Origin of the sequence: Acinetobacter lactucae (genome assembly GCF_001605885.1) — a bacterium.
Taxonomy (GTDB): Bacteria; Pseudomonadota; Gammaproteobacteria; order Pseudomonadales; family Moraxellaceae; genus Acinetobacter; species Acinetobacter lactucae.
Window position 1 is genome coordinate 208,152 of record NZ_LRPE01000038.1, and the last position, 17,353, is coordinate 225,504.

Genomic DNA, 17,353 nt, shown 5'->3' on the forward strand with positions numbered 1-17,353 from the left:
GCCGACCATTCGCGACATACTAATGAACATGTTAGATGCGAGAAATAAAAATATGAACGCACATGTTTCTTATCAAGTCGAGCCCGTGGTTCGTAAAGATCTAGATTTTCATTTAAGCGAAGCACCACGCTTTTGGTTTAATAATGATCCTTTTTTGACTCGTATGTTTGATGCACTCAGCTTAACCTTTCCCGATGGGGAGCGTTATTTCATCGAATGCGTTCGTATGTTCCGTGACAAAATTGATGATCCAGAACTACAAAAACGGGTTGCAGACTTTATTAAACAAGAAGCTCAACACGGTATTGCACATGACAAAATGAATCAGCTCATGAAAGAACAAGGTATGCCTGTTGATCAGTTCACAGCCACGCTTAAAAGAATTTTTCGTTTTGAGCTCACCAAACGCTCACCGCAATACAACATTGCGATGACGGCGGCGGCTGAACATTTAACAGCGTTAATGGCAGAAACCTTTTATAGCCATAAAAAAACTTTAGAAAATGCTCACCCCTATGTTCGAGCACTGTTTGCGTGGCATGCCATTGAAGAGATGGAGCACCGCGATGTTGCTTTTGATGTCATGAAACAGGTGGGTGAAGTTCCTGAGTCAACTCGTCGTTTTGTATTGGTTCTTACGACAGTACTCATGTTTGGTTTTACTCTCTATCGCACCAATGTCATGTTGAAATGTGATGGCTTTAGTTCTAGAGAACGACTCTTGATGAGCCTTAAAGGCTTACCTTGGTTCTTTGGTAAAAATGGCACATTAACCGCCATGAAAAGCCAATATTTAGATTGGTTTAAAAAAGATTTTCATCCAAGTCAGCATCCGGTCATTCGTCAATATCCAGTTTGGATTGAAACACTTGAAAAGACCAATGACCCAATTGCAGCTGGTGAAGCATTCTGGCAAGCAGGTTTATAACCTGCTTGTCACCATTTTGCATAATGTTGTTCTAGTAAGCCGTATTGTTCATTGCAATTGATTATATCGGATGCCTCATGTTCAATCGTGCCACTAATTTTAGCTTGCCACTGATTGAACTGACTGCCGATCATTCTTAAATTAATATTTTCGTACCTGCACCAACCAATATGTACTTGCAGATTAAGCTTTTGATCTAAAGAGCTAATTTGCCAAAGTTCATCATTTACTTTTTCAAATAAAACATCTGCTAGTGGAAATAAAACTCCGTTAATCCATAAGCAGTTTTCATTACCAAAGCTTTCATTAACCCCTGAAGCTAAATTTAAACCAATACGCCGCCCTTGCTCATCCCAAAAGTTACATGAAAGCCAGAACCAAGCTGTTTCAGGTCGCAAAAAGCCACAAGTATCATCTAAAGATGCAAATGTCTTTTCATCAAATTGTACGACTTGGTTTTGTTTATTAATAAACATGCCCTCTACAGCCAGAGTGGACTGCTTTTGGGTATAAGTCCAACCGTTGATGCCAGTTGGCGTACACAAACTTAATATATCGGTTCCAGCACAAAAAATTCGAGCGCTAAGTTGAATCTCTCCATATTTTGTGACTCGAATGTACCGCACACCATTGGCATGCTGAATATCAAACTGATAAGGAGATTTAGAAAAATAACTTTGATTAAACAACGGCTGTTCATCAAGATAGGTTTTATGACCTAAAGGCTGAATGGCATTCCACTCAATAACCTGCCCTGTTTCATGATCATAAATATAGAAAAAACCATGCCCAACCCAGCCGATATCTGCAATAGCCAGACCAATACTAAAGTGTTTGTGTTGAATGCCACAGAATTTAAATTTCTTGTATTTTAATTGCTTACGCCAGCCTTTTAAGACCTTACCATAAGGGGTTTTATAAATATAATGTTGTACGTGAATGGTTGACGGTACAGATTCAAAACGCCCGTAGCGAGGCTGTCCATTTTCTTGAATTAAATCCATTTACCCACTTCCATATGAATATTAGATTTCAAATGACCTATTCCACGGTCAAATACGTATTTTCCCAAATTGTTGCAGCAAAATCGCCTTTTATTAAATGAATATAGCGCCCTGCTACACAATCTATTGCTAAGCAGTCATCAATATCAATGACTCGATCTGTATGTGCTTTTTGCCACTGTTGATCTATAAACTGTTTACCTAATTGTTTGGCAGCTACCGCATTTGGTGCAACCACAAACTCATAACGGTGAAGTTCACCGAATTCATTTGCATTATATCCGCCCAGATTAATTAAATATAACTTTAAGTCATCTGGTTGTGGAGCAGCATCTGTAAAGTGAATTTGATAATTTTGCTCTTGAGAGCTAACTCCTGAGAGCTTGGCCCAAGCATCAATATGTAATCCTTGAGCCTCACCAAACCAAGCCTGTTTAAGTTGAGGATAAACTTCTTCCAAAGTATCCCCTACCGCCATGACTACATCATGAACTTCTGTATTAGCACGGGCATGACGCCCGCCCAACATCACCATAAACAAACTTGGCATTGTTGTATCCTCTTACATCTCGACCATTTCTACGCCATCAATACGTGCAACTGTCATTAAATCTTTATCGCCACGACCTGAAACAGTTGCAATAATAATCTGATCTTTAGACATGGTTGGTGCAAGCTTAGAGACGTATGCCATCGCGTGCGAGCTTTCTAGTGCAGGAATAATCCCTTCGATTTTGGTTAAATCACGGAAACCTTGCAGAGCTTCTGTATCATTAATCGGCACGTATTCTACGCGCTTCATATCTTTCAAGAAGCTATGTTCAGGACCAACACCTGGATAATCAAGGCCTGCCGAGATACTGTGTGTCTCAATAATCTGGCCCTGTTCATCACTCATCAAGTAAGTACGGTTACCATGTAATACACCAACATGACCCGCATTTAACGGTGCAGAGTGTTTACCAGTTTCAATACCAAAACCAGCTGCTTCAACGCCATACATTTTCACGTTGGCATCGTTTAAAAACGGATAGAACAAGCCCATTGCATTTGAACCGCCGCCGACACAAGCAACTAATGCATCTGGTAAGCGACCTGCTTGTTCCAAAATCTGTTTACGTGCTTCACGGCCAATAATCGACTGGAAGTCACGAACGAGTTGAGGATATGGATGTGGGCCTGCAACTGTACCAATCACATAGTACGTCGTATCAACGTTGGTTACCCAGTCACGCATCGCTTCGTTCATGGCATCTTTCAGCGTTTTAGAACCACTTTGTACAGGTACAACTGTTGCTCCCAATAAACGCATACGATAAACGTTCATGGCTTGGCGCTTAACGTCTTCGGCACCCATATAAACAACACATTCAAGACCCAAACGTGCTGCAATTGTTGCAGTTGCTACACCATGCTGCCCTGCACCAGTCTCAGCAATAATACGTTTTTTACCCGAAAGCTTTGCCAATAACGCCTGACCAATCGTGTTATTTACCTTGTGTGAGCCTGTATGGTTTAAGTCTTCACGTTTAAGATAAATTTGCGCACCACCTAACTCTTTTGACCATCGCTCAGCATAATAAAGTGGACTAGGACGACCTACATAGTAGGCTAGATCGCGGTCGAATTCTGCCAGAAACTGTTCATCATTTTTCATGCGAGAATAGAGATTTTCTAAATCTTCTAATGCCGCCATGAGTGTTTCTGACACAAAACGTCCGCCATGGATACCGAAATGCCCTGCAGCATCTGGGTACTGTGTATAGTCAATCACATTGTTTTGCTGATCCACGTTGGACTCCTTGCATAAATCGTTCAATGAGTTGTTGGTCTTTTATACCTTTTGCGGACTCTACGCCTCCGCTCACATCTACTGCAAAAGCACCGGTAGTATGAATAGCGTCAATGACATTGTCAGGGGTTAAACCACCTGCCAAGATTAAAGGAATATCAAGTTTTGGAAATTTAGACCAGTCAAACTGATGTCCTGTGCCCCCTTTAAGCTCAGGATGCCACGCATCGAGCAATACAGCACTGGCACCAACCATCTGATATTTTTGAATTTCAGCAACTACATCCAGATCAGGTTTAACCTGAATCGCTTTATACCAGCGACGTTTACAATGGCGAGCTATTTCCTGACATTGTTCAGGAGTTTCATCGCCATGTAGTTGTAATACATCTAGGGGAACACAATCAAGTACATCCTGAATTTCAGTAGCACTTGCATTAACAAACAAACCAACCATTTGTACATAAGGTGGAATTACTTTTGCTAATTCTTCTGCCTGTTCAATTGTCACGTTTCTTGGACTCGGCGGGAAAAAAACAAAACCTATCGCATCTGCTCCAGCAGTAATAACTGCCTGAACATCTTCAATGCGAGTAATTCCACAGATTTTTGCTCGTGTACGTTTTTGGTTTGATTGGCTCATGAGCTGTTTAAACTACAACCATTTCTTAAAATAAGCGCCATTGTAATGCAATTTTTGCCCCTTGCGTAAAAGTTCTCTGGGAATTGGGCTAAATGACATTGTATGAAATAAATCGTCACTTTATACTGCGTAAAATTGGAAGCAAGTGTAAGCAATTAATGCTTTAGGGAAGCTGGTGAAAGTCCGGCACTGCCCCCGCAACGGTAACAATGTAAAGCATATTTTTTAAGTCGAGAGCGACTTACACCACTGCAATCATGTGGGAAGGTGAATATGTCCATAACATAAATATGGCGCTGAAGTCCGGAGACCTACTTGTTTCATCTATCTACCCGATCATTCACGTGGGGTGAATGTATGGAGCATGTTATGTCTAATTCTTTTCAACCTACTCGTCTGGTAGGGGCTATCGCTATTGCGATGGGGTTTTCACCTGTTACTTTTGCTGAAGATACCACCAACGCAACTCAACTTGATCCAATTGTAGTCACTGCTTCAAAAAGTGCTGAAAAAGCGAGTGAAGTTCCGGCGCGTATTTCAGTTATTGATGAAAAAACAATAGAACAAAATCCAATTGCAGATTTACCCTCGCTATTAAGAAAAGAAGCTGGCTTAACTATCCATCAAACAGGTGGTTATGGCCAAACAGCTTCTGTATTTATCCGAGGAGCTAGTGCTGGACACACTCTATTTTTACAAGACGGTATGCGTTCAAATACTGCGACTGTAGCTGGTCAAAATATTCACTTATTTGATACAACCGATATTAAACAAATTGAAATATTACGAGGTCCTGCATCAGTTCAATATGGTACTGATGCTATTGGCGGTGTAATTCAATTAATTTCAAAAACTCCTACACAAAATAAAATCTTTACGACAATCGAAGCTGGTGAGAAGAATACTTATAAATCTATTTTAGGTTTAGATTTAGCCCAAGATGGTTATTATGCTCAAATTCGTGGTCAACGTTTTGAAACAGATGGTGATCAAATCATTAGCAATGACAATCGCAAAGCTGGTTTTGATCAAAAAGGATATTCAGCTAAAGTTGGCGTTGAAAAAGAGCAATATGCTTTATCAGCTGAAATCAAAGAAAATAAAGGTACTGGAGACTTTTTTTCTTATGGCGCAGCGCAAGCGTATGATTTTACTAACCGCTTATATAATGTTAACGCCCGCCTTAATTTGACTAACAATATTATTTGGAATACTCGTCTTTCTCAATTTGAAGACCAATATAATTTAATAAAAGCAGCGTATCCGTCAATTGTAAATACAAAGCAACAAGAGGTAGATTCAAATATTAAATGGCAATTTACACCAAGCCAAAATATTTTATTTGGGGTAGAACATAATAAAACAACTGCAGAGAAAGTAGTTGCTTATAGTGGCGATACAGGATTCGATAATTCTAATAAGACGACTGGCTATTATTTACAACATCAATATCAACATGATGGCATTAATACCCAAGCAGGTATTCGTGTAGAAGATAATGACCAATTTGGTACACATACAGTTGGACAACTTGCGGGGCGCCTTCTTGTAACACCAACCACAAGTGTATATGCAAATATTGGTACAGCTTTCCGTGCACCAGTTGTAGGACAAATTATTACGGAACCAGCTTGGTGGGGAGGAAATCCAGATTTAAAACCAGAAGAAAGTGTGTCATATGAACTTGGATTTGATCAAAAACTAAATCACGGCTTAAATGTATATGGTTCGGTTTATCAAACTAAGGTTGATAACTTGATGGTATCTTCTGCTGCAACAAATTTCGTATTTTATAATATTGATAAAGCAACCTTAACTGGGGCTGAGTTAGGTTTAAAATGGTCACTAGATAATTGGTTTATCAATGCTGAATATGCTTACATTCAACCTAAGAATGATGAAACTGATCAAGATGCGCCAAATCGCCCACGTCAAAACTTTAATATGAATATTGGTTGGGATAATGGTGTATATGGCTTCAACACAGCTTTTGTTGCAAAAGGCAAAGCAAAAGATATACAAGATGTTCCAGGCTATACTACTATTGATTTTAACGCTTATTGGCAAATGAACCCAAATGTCAAAATCTTTACTAATATCCAAAATTTATATGATACAGACTATAAGACTGCATGGAATAAAGAAGTCGGTTCATACTATATTGCCAGTGGCCGTCTTGCATCTGCTGGTGTGACCTTGAGCTACTAAGCAAAACTTTATTATAAAAATATTTTCTTAACTCCAGTTTCGGGGTAATGTTCTGACCGACATTATCCCTTTTTTATGTTCAGGATATACATCATGGGACACCGTTTAAGCAAAATCTATACACGCACAGGCGACTCAGGTACCACAGGTTTAGGCGATGGTTCTCGTGTTGCCAAGGACGATTTACGAATTGCAGCACTTGGTGATGTCGATGAACTTAACGCCATAATTGGGGTACTTCGTGCTCAAATCACCAATAGCCAAGTAACTGACAAGGCCAATTGGGATAAAAGCCTGAGTCTTATTCAACATTGGCTTTTTGATTTAGGTGGAGAGGTTTGTATTCCAAATTACAATTTACTCCAGCCCGTTTGTATTGAGTTTCTTGAAAAAGAAATTGACCGTATGAATGAAGATTTGCCTATGCTTAAAGAGTTTATTCTGCCGTCTGGCACTTTATCGTGCAGTTACGCTCATCAAGCACGTGCTGTTTGTCGACGTGCAGAACGATCTCTGATGTCAGTACAAACTCGTGATCAAAATATTCAAGCCACTGCCCTTCAACTTTTAAATCGCCTATCTGACTGGTTATTTGTTGCATCACGAGCTTTACAGCGTGCCGAAGGTGGTCAAGAAGTGCTTTGGCAAAAAAATATTAATGAGATTATTTAAAAATAGATTAGATTAAACATGGTCTCTGCTCTTTTCAAAGAGACCATAGTCAAAATATTTCATAGAAGAAAATTATGCGCATTATTGGTCATCGTGGTGCACGCAAAGAAGCTCCTGAAAATACACTAGGCGGTTTTCAGCACATAAAAAATTTAGGTATTCGTGGTGTCGAATTTGATATTCGTCAGCTTCAAGACGAAGAGTTGGTCGTAATCCATGATGATAATTTTTTACGTACAGCTGGAGTAGATCAAATTGTTGAGCAATCTACTTTGGCTCAAGCACTCTCATTTGATCATCGTCAAAACTGGCCTGACTGGCCAAGTTCAGAGCCAACACCAACTCTCACAGGCGTTTTAAATTTACTTGATAACTTCGATCATATTGAAGTCGAAGTGAAAGCTGTAAGAGACATGGTTTTAGCAGAAAAAATTGTTCAAAAGCTTGAGGCCGAATTACAAGGTTTTGAGAAAGTCGTCACCATCACAAGCTTTGATCTTCAAATTTTAACTGCCTTACGCGACATAAACTCTCAATTCAAACGTGGATTATTAGTGGAGCTTCCAGTTGGAGCAACAGCAATTGAACTCGCTCATCAATATGGTTGCTGTCATATTGGCTGGCACGATCAACTAGCAACAGATGAAATGATTCAGCTTTCACAGCAGGCCGACTTAAATATTAGTGTCTGGACAGTAAATGATGTAGAAAGAGCAAAAAGACTTAAGGATTTAGATGTACAAGGGTTAATTACAGATATTCCAACCACGATGTTACAAGCTCTATAAATATAAAAAAGGTGGTAAAACCACCTTTTATTTCTTTTGTGCCTGAATAAGGCGTTGCCCACTCTGATCAAGTAGATATAGCGTATTACCTACGAGTTGGAAGCGTTGAATACGTTGCAAAGCATCCACCAGCTCTGCCTCTTGGGCCAAAGCACCATCACAGCTTAAATGTCCTGCATTTACCTGCATGTCAAGTTTTTGTTGGCTAAAATCAAATGTATAACGACCAAAAACTGCGTTACATCCAGTATGGCCTGATACCGTTTTGATAGCAGAATTTAAAGAGAGCGTCGGCCACTGTGTAAAGAATTTTGCCTTATGGCCACTGATCTGGGTGATCTGCCAATCAATATCTTGAACGCCATCCGGACTCACTCTCTTTTTTACAATAGGGGCTTGAGTCTGATGAACTGTTCTTTTTGTTTGAACTTTTTTTGTATTTTGTTCAGGTGCACTTTGACATGCGGCTAATACAAGACTGATTGTGACCAAGACGCACTTCAAAGATAATTTTCTAGAAATATCAATGCTGTTCTTTTTTTTCAATCGTTGTACGTTCATTAAACAACTTCTCCTGCTTGAAAAACTTTTTGACATAGTTTAATTCTGTTACGGTTCTTTCAATACATCTGTACAATAATGCTAGTGATTCTCACTAAGCACGTGCTAATATGAAGGATAGAATAGCAATATATCTTGATGATTGGTTTTGCTATGTCGTTTTGTCTTTGTACCTTGTTTCACAAGGATTCTAGGAGCGCTGCCGGATATGACTTCCGCCCCACTCAAAGCCCCAATTAACTGGACCGCTAGCATTACCTTAATTGGTTTACCAATTCTTGCCGCAATCATAATCCCGATTTATGCGTATTATTATGATTTTAGTGTAAGCGCATGGGTAAGCTTATTTTTTCTTTTAGCTCTAAGTAGTATGGGGATTACTGCTGGTTACCATCGCCTTTGGGCTCATCGAGCTTATGAAGCGTCGTTACCACTTAAAATTCTTTTAATGATCGGTGGAACATTTGCCGTACAAAATAGTATTTTGTTCTGGGCATCTGGTCACCGTACTCACCATCGACATGTTGATGATGTTGATGAAGATCCATATTCAATTGAACGTGGTTTTTGGTATGCCCATATGGGTTGGATGATCCGCGATCATTCTCCATCTGAGCCTGACTTTAAAAATGCACCAGACCTTCTCAATGATAAATTGGTCATGTTCCAGCATAAATATTATGCGCTACTTGTAGTTGCAGTTCATGTTGGTATTTTAGGTTTAATTGGTTGGGCAACTGGCGACTTATGGGGCGTAGTCCTTTTAGGTGGTCTATTGCGTTTAATCATTAGCCATCAAGTTACATTCTTTATCAACTCACTTTGTCACATGTGGGGTAAACGTCCGTATACAGACGAAAACACTGCACGTGATAATTTCTGGTTGGCTATTGCTACTTGGGGTGAGGGTTACCATAACTATCACCACATCTTCCAATACGACTATCGTAATGGTGTGAAATGGTGGCAATATGATCCAACAAAATGGTTAATTTGGTCATGTTCTAAACTCGGTCTAGCTAAAAATTTACGTCGTATTCCAAGCTTTAATATTAAGAAAGCTGAATTAGCGATGAAATTTAAATATGCTGAACAAGACCTTGCTATTTATGGTCACGATGTAAATGCTGATATGACTCAGATGAAACAACGTATTGCTCAGGAATACGAAGCTTTTACCCATACATTAAATGACTGGGCAAAGCTTAAAGAGCAAGAGCTACAAGCGAAAAAAGCAGCGATGGCTGAAAAAATCCATAAAATGGATCATAAGCTTAAAGTTGATTTCCAATTACTTGAGCATCGTCTAAGTCATCATCGTGAGTGTTTAGAAACTTTAATGCGCAACATTAAAAAGAACACCAATGTAGTATCAGACTAAAATAAATTCTGATCTAAAATAGCTCTTTCGGGAGCTATTTTTATGCTCGCTTTTTAACTATGGTATAGTGAAATCCGCTCTCTCTATTTTGCTAAACCTATGCAGTTTAATCCACTCTATCCTTTGCTTCCGTCTAAATTATTTCATGTTCAGCAACCATCACCTTTGCGTGGTGCAAAAGCAGGACATTTTAACAGTGCCTTGGCTGATGAACTGCAATGGTCAGAAGATGATAAAAATGCATGGGTTGAGATCTGTAGCGGACAGCTTACATTCACTGAATTTCCTCCTCTGGCTATGGTTTATGCTGGTCATCAGTTCGGACAATGGGCTGGCCAACTCGGCGATGGCCGTGGCTTACTAATTGCGCAAATAATAAATACAAAGGGTCAAACCATCGACCTTCATCTAAAAGGTGCAGGCCCTACCCCTTATTCAAGAATGGGAGATGGGCGAGCAGTATTACGTTCTGTGGTCCGTGAATATTTAGCAGGACATGCTCTAAATGCTTTAGGCGTCGCTTCTAGTCATGCAGTCGGTTTTACAACCTCGACTCAAGGCGTACAGCGTGAAAAACTAGAGCTTGGCGCAATGCTACTCAGAACATCTGAATGTCATATTCGTTTAGGACACTTTGAATGGATTAATCAGTACGCGCCTGGGTTGCTGTCAGAATTCACTCAAAAATGTATTGAATGGCATTATCCAGAATGCCTAGAATCCGAAAATCCAATTTTATCCTTTGCCCAAAAGGTAGTTGAGCGTACTGCAATCATGATTGCGAAATGGCAATTGGTTGGGTTTGCTCACGGCGTCATGAATACCGATAACTTAAATATTACAGGTTCAACACTCGATTTTGGTCCCTATGGCTTTATGGAGCGTTTCCGTCCGAACTGGATCAATAACCATTCTGATTATCAAGGTCGCTATACTTACCAAAATCAACCGAGTATAGGCCATTGGAACTTATGGACGTGGTTAAACAACTTAATTCCTCTCGCTGAATCCGAACAAAAAGATCATTTCAAAGAAGAGTTAGCACGTTGCTTAGAACAATTTGAACCGATCTTTTTAGAGCACTATGGGCAAGGTTTATGTCAAAAAATGGGACTTCCCCATTTCCATAAAGACAGTCTGGATTGTAGTTTTGCTTTTTTAAGAATCTTACAAACTGAACAACTTGATTACACGCAAAGTTTTATTCGTCTTCAAAATAAAGAATACAAAGCTTTACGAGATGATTGTCTTGATACTCGACAGTTTGATGCGTTTCTTAGCCAATATGAAAGCATTCGTGAGCATCAAGATACTGATGAGCTGGATGCGAATATGCAAAAAGCAAATCCAGTTTATATTTTACGTAATCACATGGCACAGCGTGCTATTGAAGCCGCTGAACGAGATGACTTTAGTGAAGTTGACCGCTTATTTAAGCTACTTAATCACCCTTACACAAGACAACTAGAGCTTGAGCAACCACAAGATTTGGGGCCATTACCAAGTGACGTTCCAGATGTAGCAGTGAGCTGTTCTTCTTAATACTTTAAAGACTAAAACTCTCTTAAATCGCTTAGGAGAGTTTCTTAAACATCAAAGAATAATATATGAAAATTATACCTATCATTATTTGTACATTTCTTATAGTTCCACTCGGAATCGCTTTTTATAAATATGAAAAATATTTACCAACTTTTACGCCAAGTCATCAAGCGCTTTCAAATAAAGAGATATTAGAACTCATCAAGACAAAGCCCATCACCTCAATTGAAGTATTTAAAAACCAACGCGTACTTCTACTTAAAAATAATGAAGAGGTAATTCGGCAATATCCTATTCGTCTTGGCTTTAATCCCAAAGGACATAAACATTTTGAAAATGACGGAAAAACACCTGAGGGAGTTTATTCTATAGATTGGCGTAACTCACAAAGTGCGTACTATAAATCTTTGCATATTTCCTATCCCGATGCGAAAGATATTGCTTATGCCAAGCAACATAATCAACCAACAGGTGGAGATATCATGATTCATGGATCTGTTCCAAAATCTTTACTCTCGATGCCTTTTAGCTCGACTTATATGCCCCATAAGGATTGGACGTTAGGATGTATCGCGGTTAGAAATATAGATATAGATGAAATTTGGCAATTAGTACCCAATCACACCAAGATTATAATTTATCCATAACTCTTTAAAACTATCCACATTTTCTGTGGATAACATTGTGGTTATCCACAGAATAACTTTTATGAAGGCTTATTCTTCAGGGTATTCGAAGCGGTAACCTACACCATAAACTGCTTGAATCCACTCATGGCGGTTACCAGTTTCAGCCGCTTCACTAATTTTTCGGCGCAAGTTTTTGATATGACTGTCAATTACGCGATCGGCAACATCAAAGCTATCTGGATTAATGTGATCCAATAATTGTGCACGTGAATAAACTTGCCCCACATGCTCTAAAAATAGCTCAAGTAAGCGAAATTCGGTTGGCGTTAAGCTCAATGATTTTTGTTGATACCAAATTCTTTGCTGAGCTTTATCAATTCGGAAAGAATCATTTTGTTCAGGCTCTGCCTTACGCTCTAAACGGCGTAAAACAGCTTGTACGCGAGCCACCAACTCTTTTGGACTAAATGGTTTACATACATAATCATCAGCACCCATGTTGAGACCTAATACACGGTCAATTTCTTCGGTACGGGCAGTGACCATAATAATCGGTAAATCTGATTGTTCACGAACTTTACGGCAAATCGTTAAGCCATCCATTCGAGGAACCATTAAGTCCAAAATCATCAAATTCGGTTTACGTTGTTGGAAACTCGCAAAGGCATCTTGACCATCATGAAACATACTTACTTCAAAACCGGCAGCTTCAAGATAATCACGCACCAAATGTGCTAATTCCACTTCATCTTCAACCAACATCACATGTTTCATGAGATATTTTTCCTTTTATATTTAACTCTGCTTTTTAAAAGTAAGTACACAACGTAAACCACCTAATGGTGAATGTTCAAAACTGAGTGTACCATCAAGCGCTTGCGCAATTTTACAAGACAAAGCCAAGCCAAGCCCTGTTCCACCTGTACTACGCGTACGCGAATCATCTACGCGATAGAAACGTTCACCTAAACGGGATAACTGCTCATCACTTAAACCATAAGGGCTGTCATCGACATACAAAGTCCACTCTTGAGGAGTCTGGCTCGTATGAATATGAATTTTGCCACCTGTTTCTGTATAACGAATACTATTACTAATTAAATTAACAACAATCTGTTTAAATCGATCACGGTCTAATAATAGCGGAGAACTTGTCCCTTCAACCTGAATTTCAAGACCAGCCTGCTCAAGTTTTGGTTTAAAGTTTTCAACTTCTTGTAACACCACTTCCCATGGATTTACAGAACTCAAATAACACTTAAGCTGCTGAGCATCTGCCTGCGCCAAGTCTGCAAGATCTTGAGTCAATTTTTTCAGGCTTGAAACCTGACGCATCATCGCCTCTAGATGTTCAGGCGTTGCTTTTCGAATCCCATCTTGCATTGCTTCAATTTGTGCTTGTAATACAGCCAAAGGCGTTTTTAATTCATGGGAAGTATCTGCCACCCATTGACGTCGCGACTCTTCATGCTGATGTAAAATCTCCGCCAAATGGTTCAATTGGGTTGATAAATCACCCAACTCATCATTTCGCTTAATCACAACTTGATGCTGATAATTTCCTTTAGTTAATTCATTGGTTGCATTTAATAAACGCTGAATCGGTTTTTTAAAATAAGTCGCCATTAATAGCGCTGCAACTAAACTTGAAAGTAAAGTCAAAGCATAGATTAAGAGTAAATAGCGCTTTTGATTACTAAAGAAATTAATACTCAGAGCATCTTCTTTATCCAAAACGGGTTTTAAACCTAAATATCCCACCACTTGATTATTTAAGATGATCGGCCGAAATGACATCTGATCTGAAGAAGGTGGTTCACCTACGACAAACTGGTGCTGAGCGTCATATAGAGATAAACGCGAACTCAACCCTAAGCGGTCTGGCAAAGCGATAAAACGCTTCTTACCATTTTGGGTTTCAATATCTTTTAAGCTTCCTTTCTTTGATTTATTTTTATCATCACTTGGACGAAATTGGTTTGCACTTAAAGGGAAACGTAATCCTTCAAAAGGTTGATATTGTGAAGGTAAATTTTGCTCAAGTGTTCTTAACTCTTCATCACTAAAAATAGTATTTTTATTTGTTGGTGCAACTTGAGGTGAAATATTGATAAGCGTATGTTCATCAAAAGAATGCTGCTGTATGGCAATGTCATATTGGCGACGAAGCCACCACTGTGAGAGACGATCGTAGTCATCGGGAGCCGCAGTTCCTTCGATTTGTAAAATCTGTGCCTGAATCGCATTCCCCCAATCATGGTAGACCGTATAGACATCACCCAAATTGGTAATGAGACGGTCGAGTTTCTGCATTTCAACGTCAGCCACGTATTTGGCAAAGTTCTTTTGCATTGTCCAGTGCAAAACGCTCAAGCTTGCAGTCGCAATAAGCAATGTGGTGAGCAAGACTGTCAAAAATAACCGTAATGCAATGGGAACACGTAGAACGTTCAAAAGCACTCTCTCATTTTTACGCTATATTTTGCATTGTAACCAACAACGAAAAGAAAAACTCTCCATTGTTTCTACATCTTTATTATCTAATCTTTAAGCCATCTTAAAACACAACATTAAAAGGCTTTTAAACATGAAAATGACGGCAAAAATTGCATTATTCAGTGCGGCAATTGTAACAATGGGAAGTTTGGCGGCGTGTCAATCGACAACTCAGCCACCAAAGCCAGAGCGTGGAATGATGCATGATGGCCCACGTGAGGGTCACCACCGTATGAAGCATCGTGAATTCACACCAGAGCAAAAAGCAGCATGGGAACAACATCGTGCAGAACGCAAAGCGCGTTTTGAACAAATCCAAAAAGCTTGTGATGGCAAGGCCAATGGACAAACAGTAAATGTTCAAGTTGGCGATAAAACACTTGAAGGCACTTGTAATCTTCGTTTTGAACCAAAACGCCCTCAACCACCAGTTAACGCCCCTGCTCCTGCATCAGCTCAAGCAAAATAATTTTAAAAAATCATGAAATAAAAGGCGCTTATAGGCGCCTTTTATTTATACATAACTATTTACGATTTTGACTATTTGTATCATATAAACATAACCAAAAGTATTTACACTCAAAGCACTTACATCATTTAAGTATTTTTTTCTTGACTTTGCAGTCACAAAGTAAAGGTCCTGAGGTGCTTGTACAGTTATGCAAGTTGTTGCACGATGTAGTAGTCCAAGGTGCCTCATGGCACATTATCATAGATTAAGATTATAACTCTGGTTTCACCAGTATTGAGGAACCCGATATGCCACAATACAAAGCGCCCTTACGTGATATGCAATTCGTTTTGCATGAATTATTAAATGCTGAAGAACACTATGCAAAATTACCTGATTTCCAAGGTAACGTAAGCCGTGAATTGGTTGATCAATATTTAGAAGCTGCGGCGGACTTCTGTGAAAATGAACTTTCTCCTTTAAACCAAGTTGGCGACCGCGAAGGTTGTACTTGGAATGATGGTGTAGTCACTACTCCAACAGGTTTTAAAGAAGCTTATCAAAAATATATTGAACTTGGCTTTCCGTCTTTATCAGCAGAAGAACAATACGGTGGTCAGGCTTTACCTAACTCTTTAGGTATTGCAATTTCTGAAATGGTTGGTACAGCAAACTGGTCTTGGGGTATGTACCCAGGCTTGTCTCACGGAGCTGTGCGTACATTAGAACATCACGGTTCTGATGAACAAAAAAATACTTATTTACCAAACCTTGTTTCAGGTGTTTGGACAGGTACGATGTGCTTAACTGAGTCTCATGCAGGTTCAGATTTAGGTATTATCCGTACTAAAGCAGAACCAAATGCTGATGGTAGCTATGCAATCTCTGGCGAGAAAATCTTTATCTCTGCTGGTGAACATGACATGGCTGAGAACATCATCCATATCGTTCTTGCTCGCCTACCTGGTGCACCAAAAGGTACTAAAGGTATCTCATTATTCATCGTTCCTAAATTCAATGTAAATGCAGATGGATCTATTGGCGAACGTAATGCGGTACGTTGTGGTTCTATCGAACACAAAATGGGTATTCATGGTAACGCAACTTGTGTCATTAACTTTGACCAAGCGAAAGGTTACTTGATCGGACCTGAAAACCGTGGTCTGAACTGTATGTTCACCTTCATGAACACAGCACGTATTGGTACTGCTGTTCAAGGTTTAGCAGCGTCTGAATCATCTTTCCAAGGTGCGTTGACTTACGCGAAAGAACGTTTAGCAATGCGTTCACTTTCTGGTCCTAAAGCTCCAGAAAAAGAAGCAGATCCTATTATCGTTCACCCTGCTGTTCGTAACATGCTTTTAACTCAAAAAGCGTTTGCTGAAGGCGGTCGTGCTCTTGTTTACTTACTTGCTCAATATGCTGACGTCGTTGAAAAAGGCGAAACTGAAGAAGAGCGTAAGTTTGCTGACAACATCTTGTCTTTATTGACTCCAATTGCAAAAGCATTCTTAACTGAAACAGGTTCTGAATCTGCTAAGCACGGTGTACAAGTCTTCGGTGGTCATGGCTTTATTTCTGAGCATGGCATGGAACAAATCGTACGTGATACACGTATTGCTTGCTTGTATGAAGGTACAACTGAAATTCAAGCACTTGATTTGTTAGGTCGTAAAGTATTGCAAACTCAAGGTGCAATGCTACGTGACTTCACTAAGATCATCCATAAATTCGTAGAAGCAAACAAAGACAACGCTGCTATGAAAGAATTTGTTGAGCCGCTTGCAGCTCTTAACAAAGAATGGGGCGATCTGACTATGCAAATCGGTATGCGTGCGATGCAAAATCCAGATGAAGTCGGTGCTGCTGCTGTAGATTACCTCTACTTCTCAGGTTATATCACTTTAGCTTACCTATGGGCTCGTATGGCGCTTGTAGCACAAGAGAAATTAGCAGCCGGTACTACCGATGTTGACTTCTACAATGCGAAAGTAACTACTGCTCGCTTCTACTTCAAAAAAATCTTGCCACGTGTTCGCTCACATGTAGATGTTATTGCTGGTGGTCTAGATCCATTAATGTCATTAGATGCTGAACATTTCGCTTTCTAACCATAGTTAGTTGCGATATGCAATGTTAAAAAACAAAAAAGGACTGCTCAGTTTTGACGGTCCTTTTTTTATAAAATCAATGATAAATTTACACTTTAAATTCCATATCCATTTCGTTTTACAGGATATCTAGCACAGGCCAATGTG

16 protein-coding genes and 1 riboswitch are annotated in these 17,353 nt (G+C 39.5%); of the genes, 9 read left to right on the forward strand and 7 right to left on the reverse strand.

The annotated features are described in order from the left end of the window. The first annotated feature begins 52 nt into the window (after nt 1–52). Nucleotides 53–928: a metal-dependent hydrolase gene (locus AWW73_RS15590; protein WP_057106969.1), complete on the forward strand. Its 876-nt coding sequence runs from the start codon at nt 53–55 to the stop codon at nt 926–928. An 8-nt stretch (nt 929–936) separates the two neighbouring features. Here AWW73_RS15590 and AWW73_RS15595 read toward each other — a convergent pair whose 3' ends face one another. Genes AWW73_RS15595 through AWW73_RS15610 form a run of 4 tightly spaced genes read right to left on the reverse strand, consistent with a single transcriptional unit; the run spans nt 937 to nt 4,367 of the window. Continuing rightward, a complete protein-coding gene (locus AWW73_RS15595) occupies nt 937–1,932 on the reverse strand; it encodes a DUF2804 domain-containing protein (RefSeq protein WP_062850105.1) in 996 nt (331 codons plus the stop codon). 37 nt (nt 1,933–1,969) lie between these two features. Continuing rightward, nucleotides 1,970–2,482, reverse strand: a complete 513-nt coding sequence (locus AWW73_RS15600; protein ID WP_062850106.1) for a DUF1543 domain-containing protein — start codon at nt 2,480–2,482, stop codon at nt 1,970–1,972. Between the two features lie 12 nt (nt 2,483–2,494). Further along, complete coding sequence (trpB, locus tag AWW73_RS15605) at nt 2,495–3,724, reverse strand: tryptophan synthase subunit beta (RefSeq protein ID WP_002116129.1); 1,230 nt, start codon at nt 3,722–3,724, stop codon at nt 2,495–2,497. Beyond that, on the reverse strand, nt 3,699–4,367 hold the full coding sequence (locus AWW73_RS15610; protein WP_062850107.1) for a phosphoribosylanthranilate isomerase: 669 nt from the start codon (nt 4,365–4,367) through the stop codon (nt 3,699–3,701). Before AWW73_RS15610 ends, trpB begins: the two co-directional genes overlap by 26 nt. A gap of 126 nt (nt 4,368–4,493) precedes the next feature. Next, a riboswitch (cobalamin riboswitch) is annotated at nt 4,494–4,700 on the forward strand. 24 nt (nt 4,701–4,724) lie between these two features. Between AWW73_RS15610 and AWW73_RS15615 the strand changes: the two genes are divergently transcribed. The 3 genes from AWW73_RS15615 (at nt 4,725) to AWW73_RS15625 (ending at nt 8,035) form a co-directional block, all read left to right on the forward strand. Then, nucleotides 4,725–6,575 (forward strand): TonB-dependent receptor plug domain-containing protein, encoded by a 1,851-nt coding sequence (locus tag AWW73_RS15615; RefSeq protein WP_062850108.1) that lies wholly within the window; start codon nt 4,725–4,727, stop codon nt 6,573–6,575. A gap of 93 nt (nt 6,576–6,668) precedes the next feature. Further along, on the forward strand, nt 6,669–7,247 hold the full coding sequence (locus AWW73_RS15620) for a cob(I)yrinic acid a,c-diamide adenosyltransferase (protein ID WP_062850109.1): 579 nt from the start codon (nt 6,669–6,671) through the stop codon (nt 7,245–7,247). Nucleotides 7,248–7,321: 74 nt separating this feature from the next. Further along, on the forward strand, nt 7,322–8,035 hold the full coding sequence (locus AWW73_RS15625; RefSeq protein ID WP_062850110.1) for a glycerophosphodiester phosphodiesterase: 714 nt from the start codon (nt 7,322–7,324) through the stop codon (nt 8,033–8,035). A 27-nt stretch (nt 8,036–8,062) separates the two neighbouring features. Here the strand turns inward: AWW73_RS15625 and AWW73_RS15630 are convergent, their stop codons facing one another. After that, entirely contained in the window at nt 8,063–8,596 is a 534-nt protein-coding gene (locus AWW73_RS15630; RefSeq protein WP_062850111.1) for an META domain-containing protein, read from the reverse strand. Between the two features lie 208 nt (nt 8,597–8,804). On the opposite strand from AWW73_RS15630, the gene AWW73_RS15635 reads away from it, so the two are divergent. From AWW73_RS15635 to AWW73_RS15645, 3 genes are all read left to right on the forward strand, one after another. Further along, the gene (locus tag AWW73_RS15635) at nt 8,805–9,977 is read left to right on the forward strand and encodes an acyl-CoA desaturase (RefSeq protein ID WP_057106957.1); all 1,173 of its coding nucleotides are present in this window, start codon (nt 8,805–8,807) and stop codon (nt 9,975–9,977) included. A 99-nt stretch (nt 9,978–10,076) separates the two neighbouring features. Continuing rightward, nucleotides 10,077–11,519, forward strand: a complete 1,443-nt coding sequence (locus AWW73_RS15640) for a protein adenylyltransferase SelO (RefSeq protein WP_062850112.1) — start codon at nt 10,077–10,079, stop codon at nt 11,517–11,519. A gap of 65 nt (nt 11,520–11,584) precedes the next feature. Continuing rightward, nucleotides 11,585–12,166 carry a L,D-transpeptidase family protein gene (locus AWW73_RS15645; protein WP_062850113.1) on the forward strand — a complete coding sequence of 194 codons (582 nt, stop codon included), beginning with the start codon at nt 11,585–11,587 and terminating at the stop codon, nt 12,164–12,166. 69 nt (nt 12,167–12,235) lie between these two features. Here the strand turns inward: AWW73_RS15645 and AWW73_RS15650 are convergent, their stop codons facing one another. Both AWW73_RS15650 and baeS read right to left on the reverse strand, forming a co-directional pair. Continuing rightward, nucleotides 12,236–12,922: a response regulator gene (locus AWW73_RS15650; RefSeq protein WP_031949287.1), complete on the reverse strand. Its 687-nt coding sequence runs from the start codon at nt 12,920–12,922 to the stop codon at nt 12,236–12,238. Nucleotides 12,923–12,943: 21 nt separating this feature from the next. Beyond that, nucleotides 12,944–14,602 carry a sensor histidine kinase efflux regulator BaeS gene (gene baeS / locus AWW73_RS15655; RefSeq protein ID WP_062850142.1) on the reverse strand — a complete coding sequence of 553 codons (1,659 nt, stop codon included), beginning with the start codon at nt 14,600–14,602 and terminating at the stop codon, nt 12,944–12,946. 133 nt (nt 14,603–14,735) lie between these two features. Here baeS and AWW73_RS15660 point away from each other — a divergent pair, with 133 nt between their 5' ends. Beyond that, nucleotides 14,736–15,113, forward strand: a complete 378-nt coding sequence (locus AWW73_RS15660) for a hypothetical protein (protein ID WP_062850114.1) — start codon at nt 14,736–14,738, stop codon at nt 15,111–15,113. Nucleotides 15,114–15,403: 290 nt separating this feature from the next. After that, a complete protein-coding gene (locus AWW73_RS15665; RefSeq protein ID WP_016143466.1) occupies nt 15,404–17,206 on the forward strand; it encodes an acyl-CoA dehydrogenase C-terminal domain-containing protein in 1,803 nt (600 codons plus the stop codon). Nucleotides 17,207–17,353 lie beyond the last annotated feature (147 nt).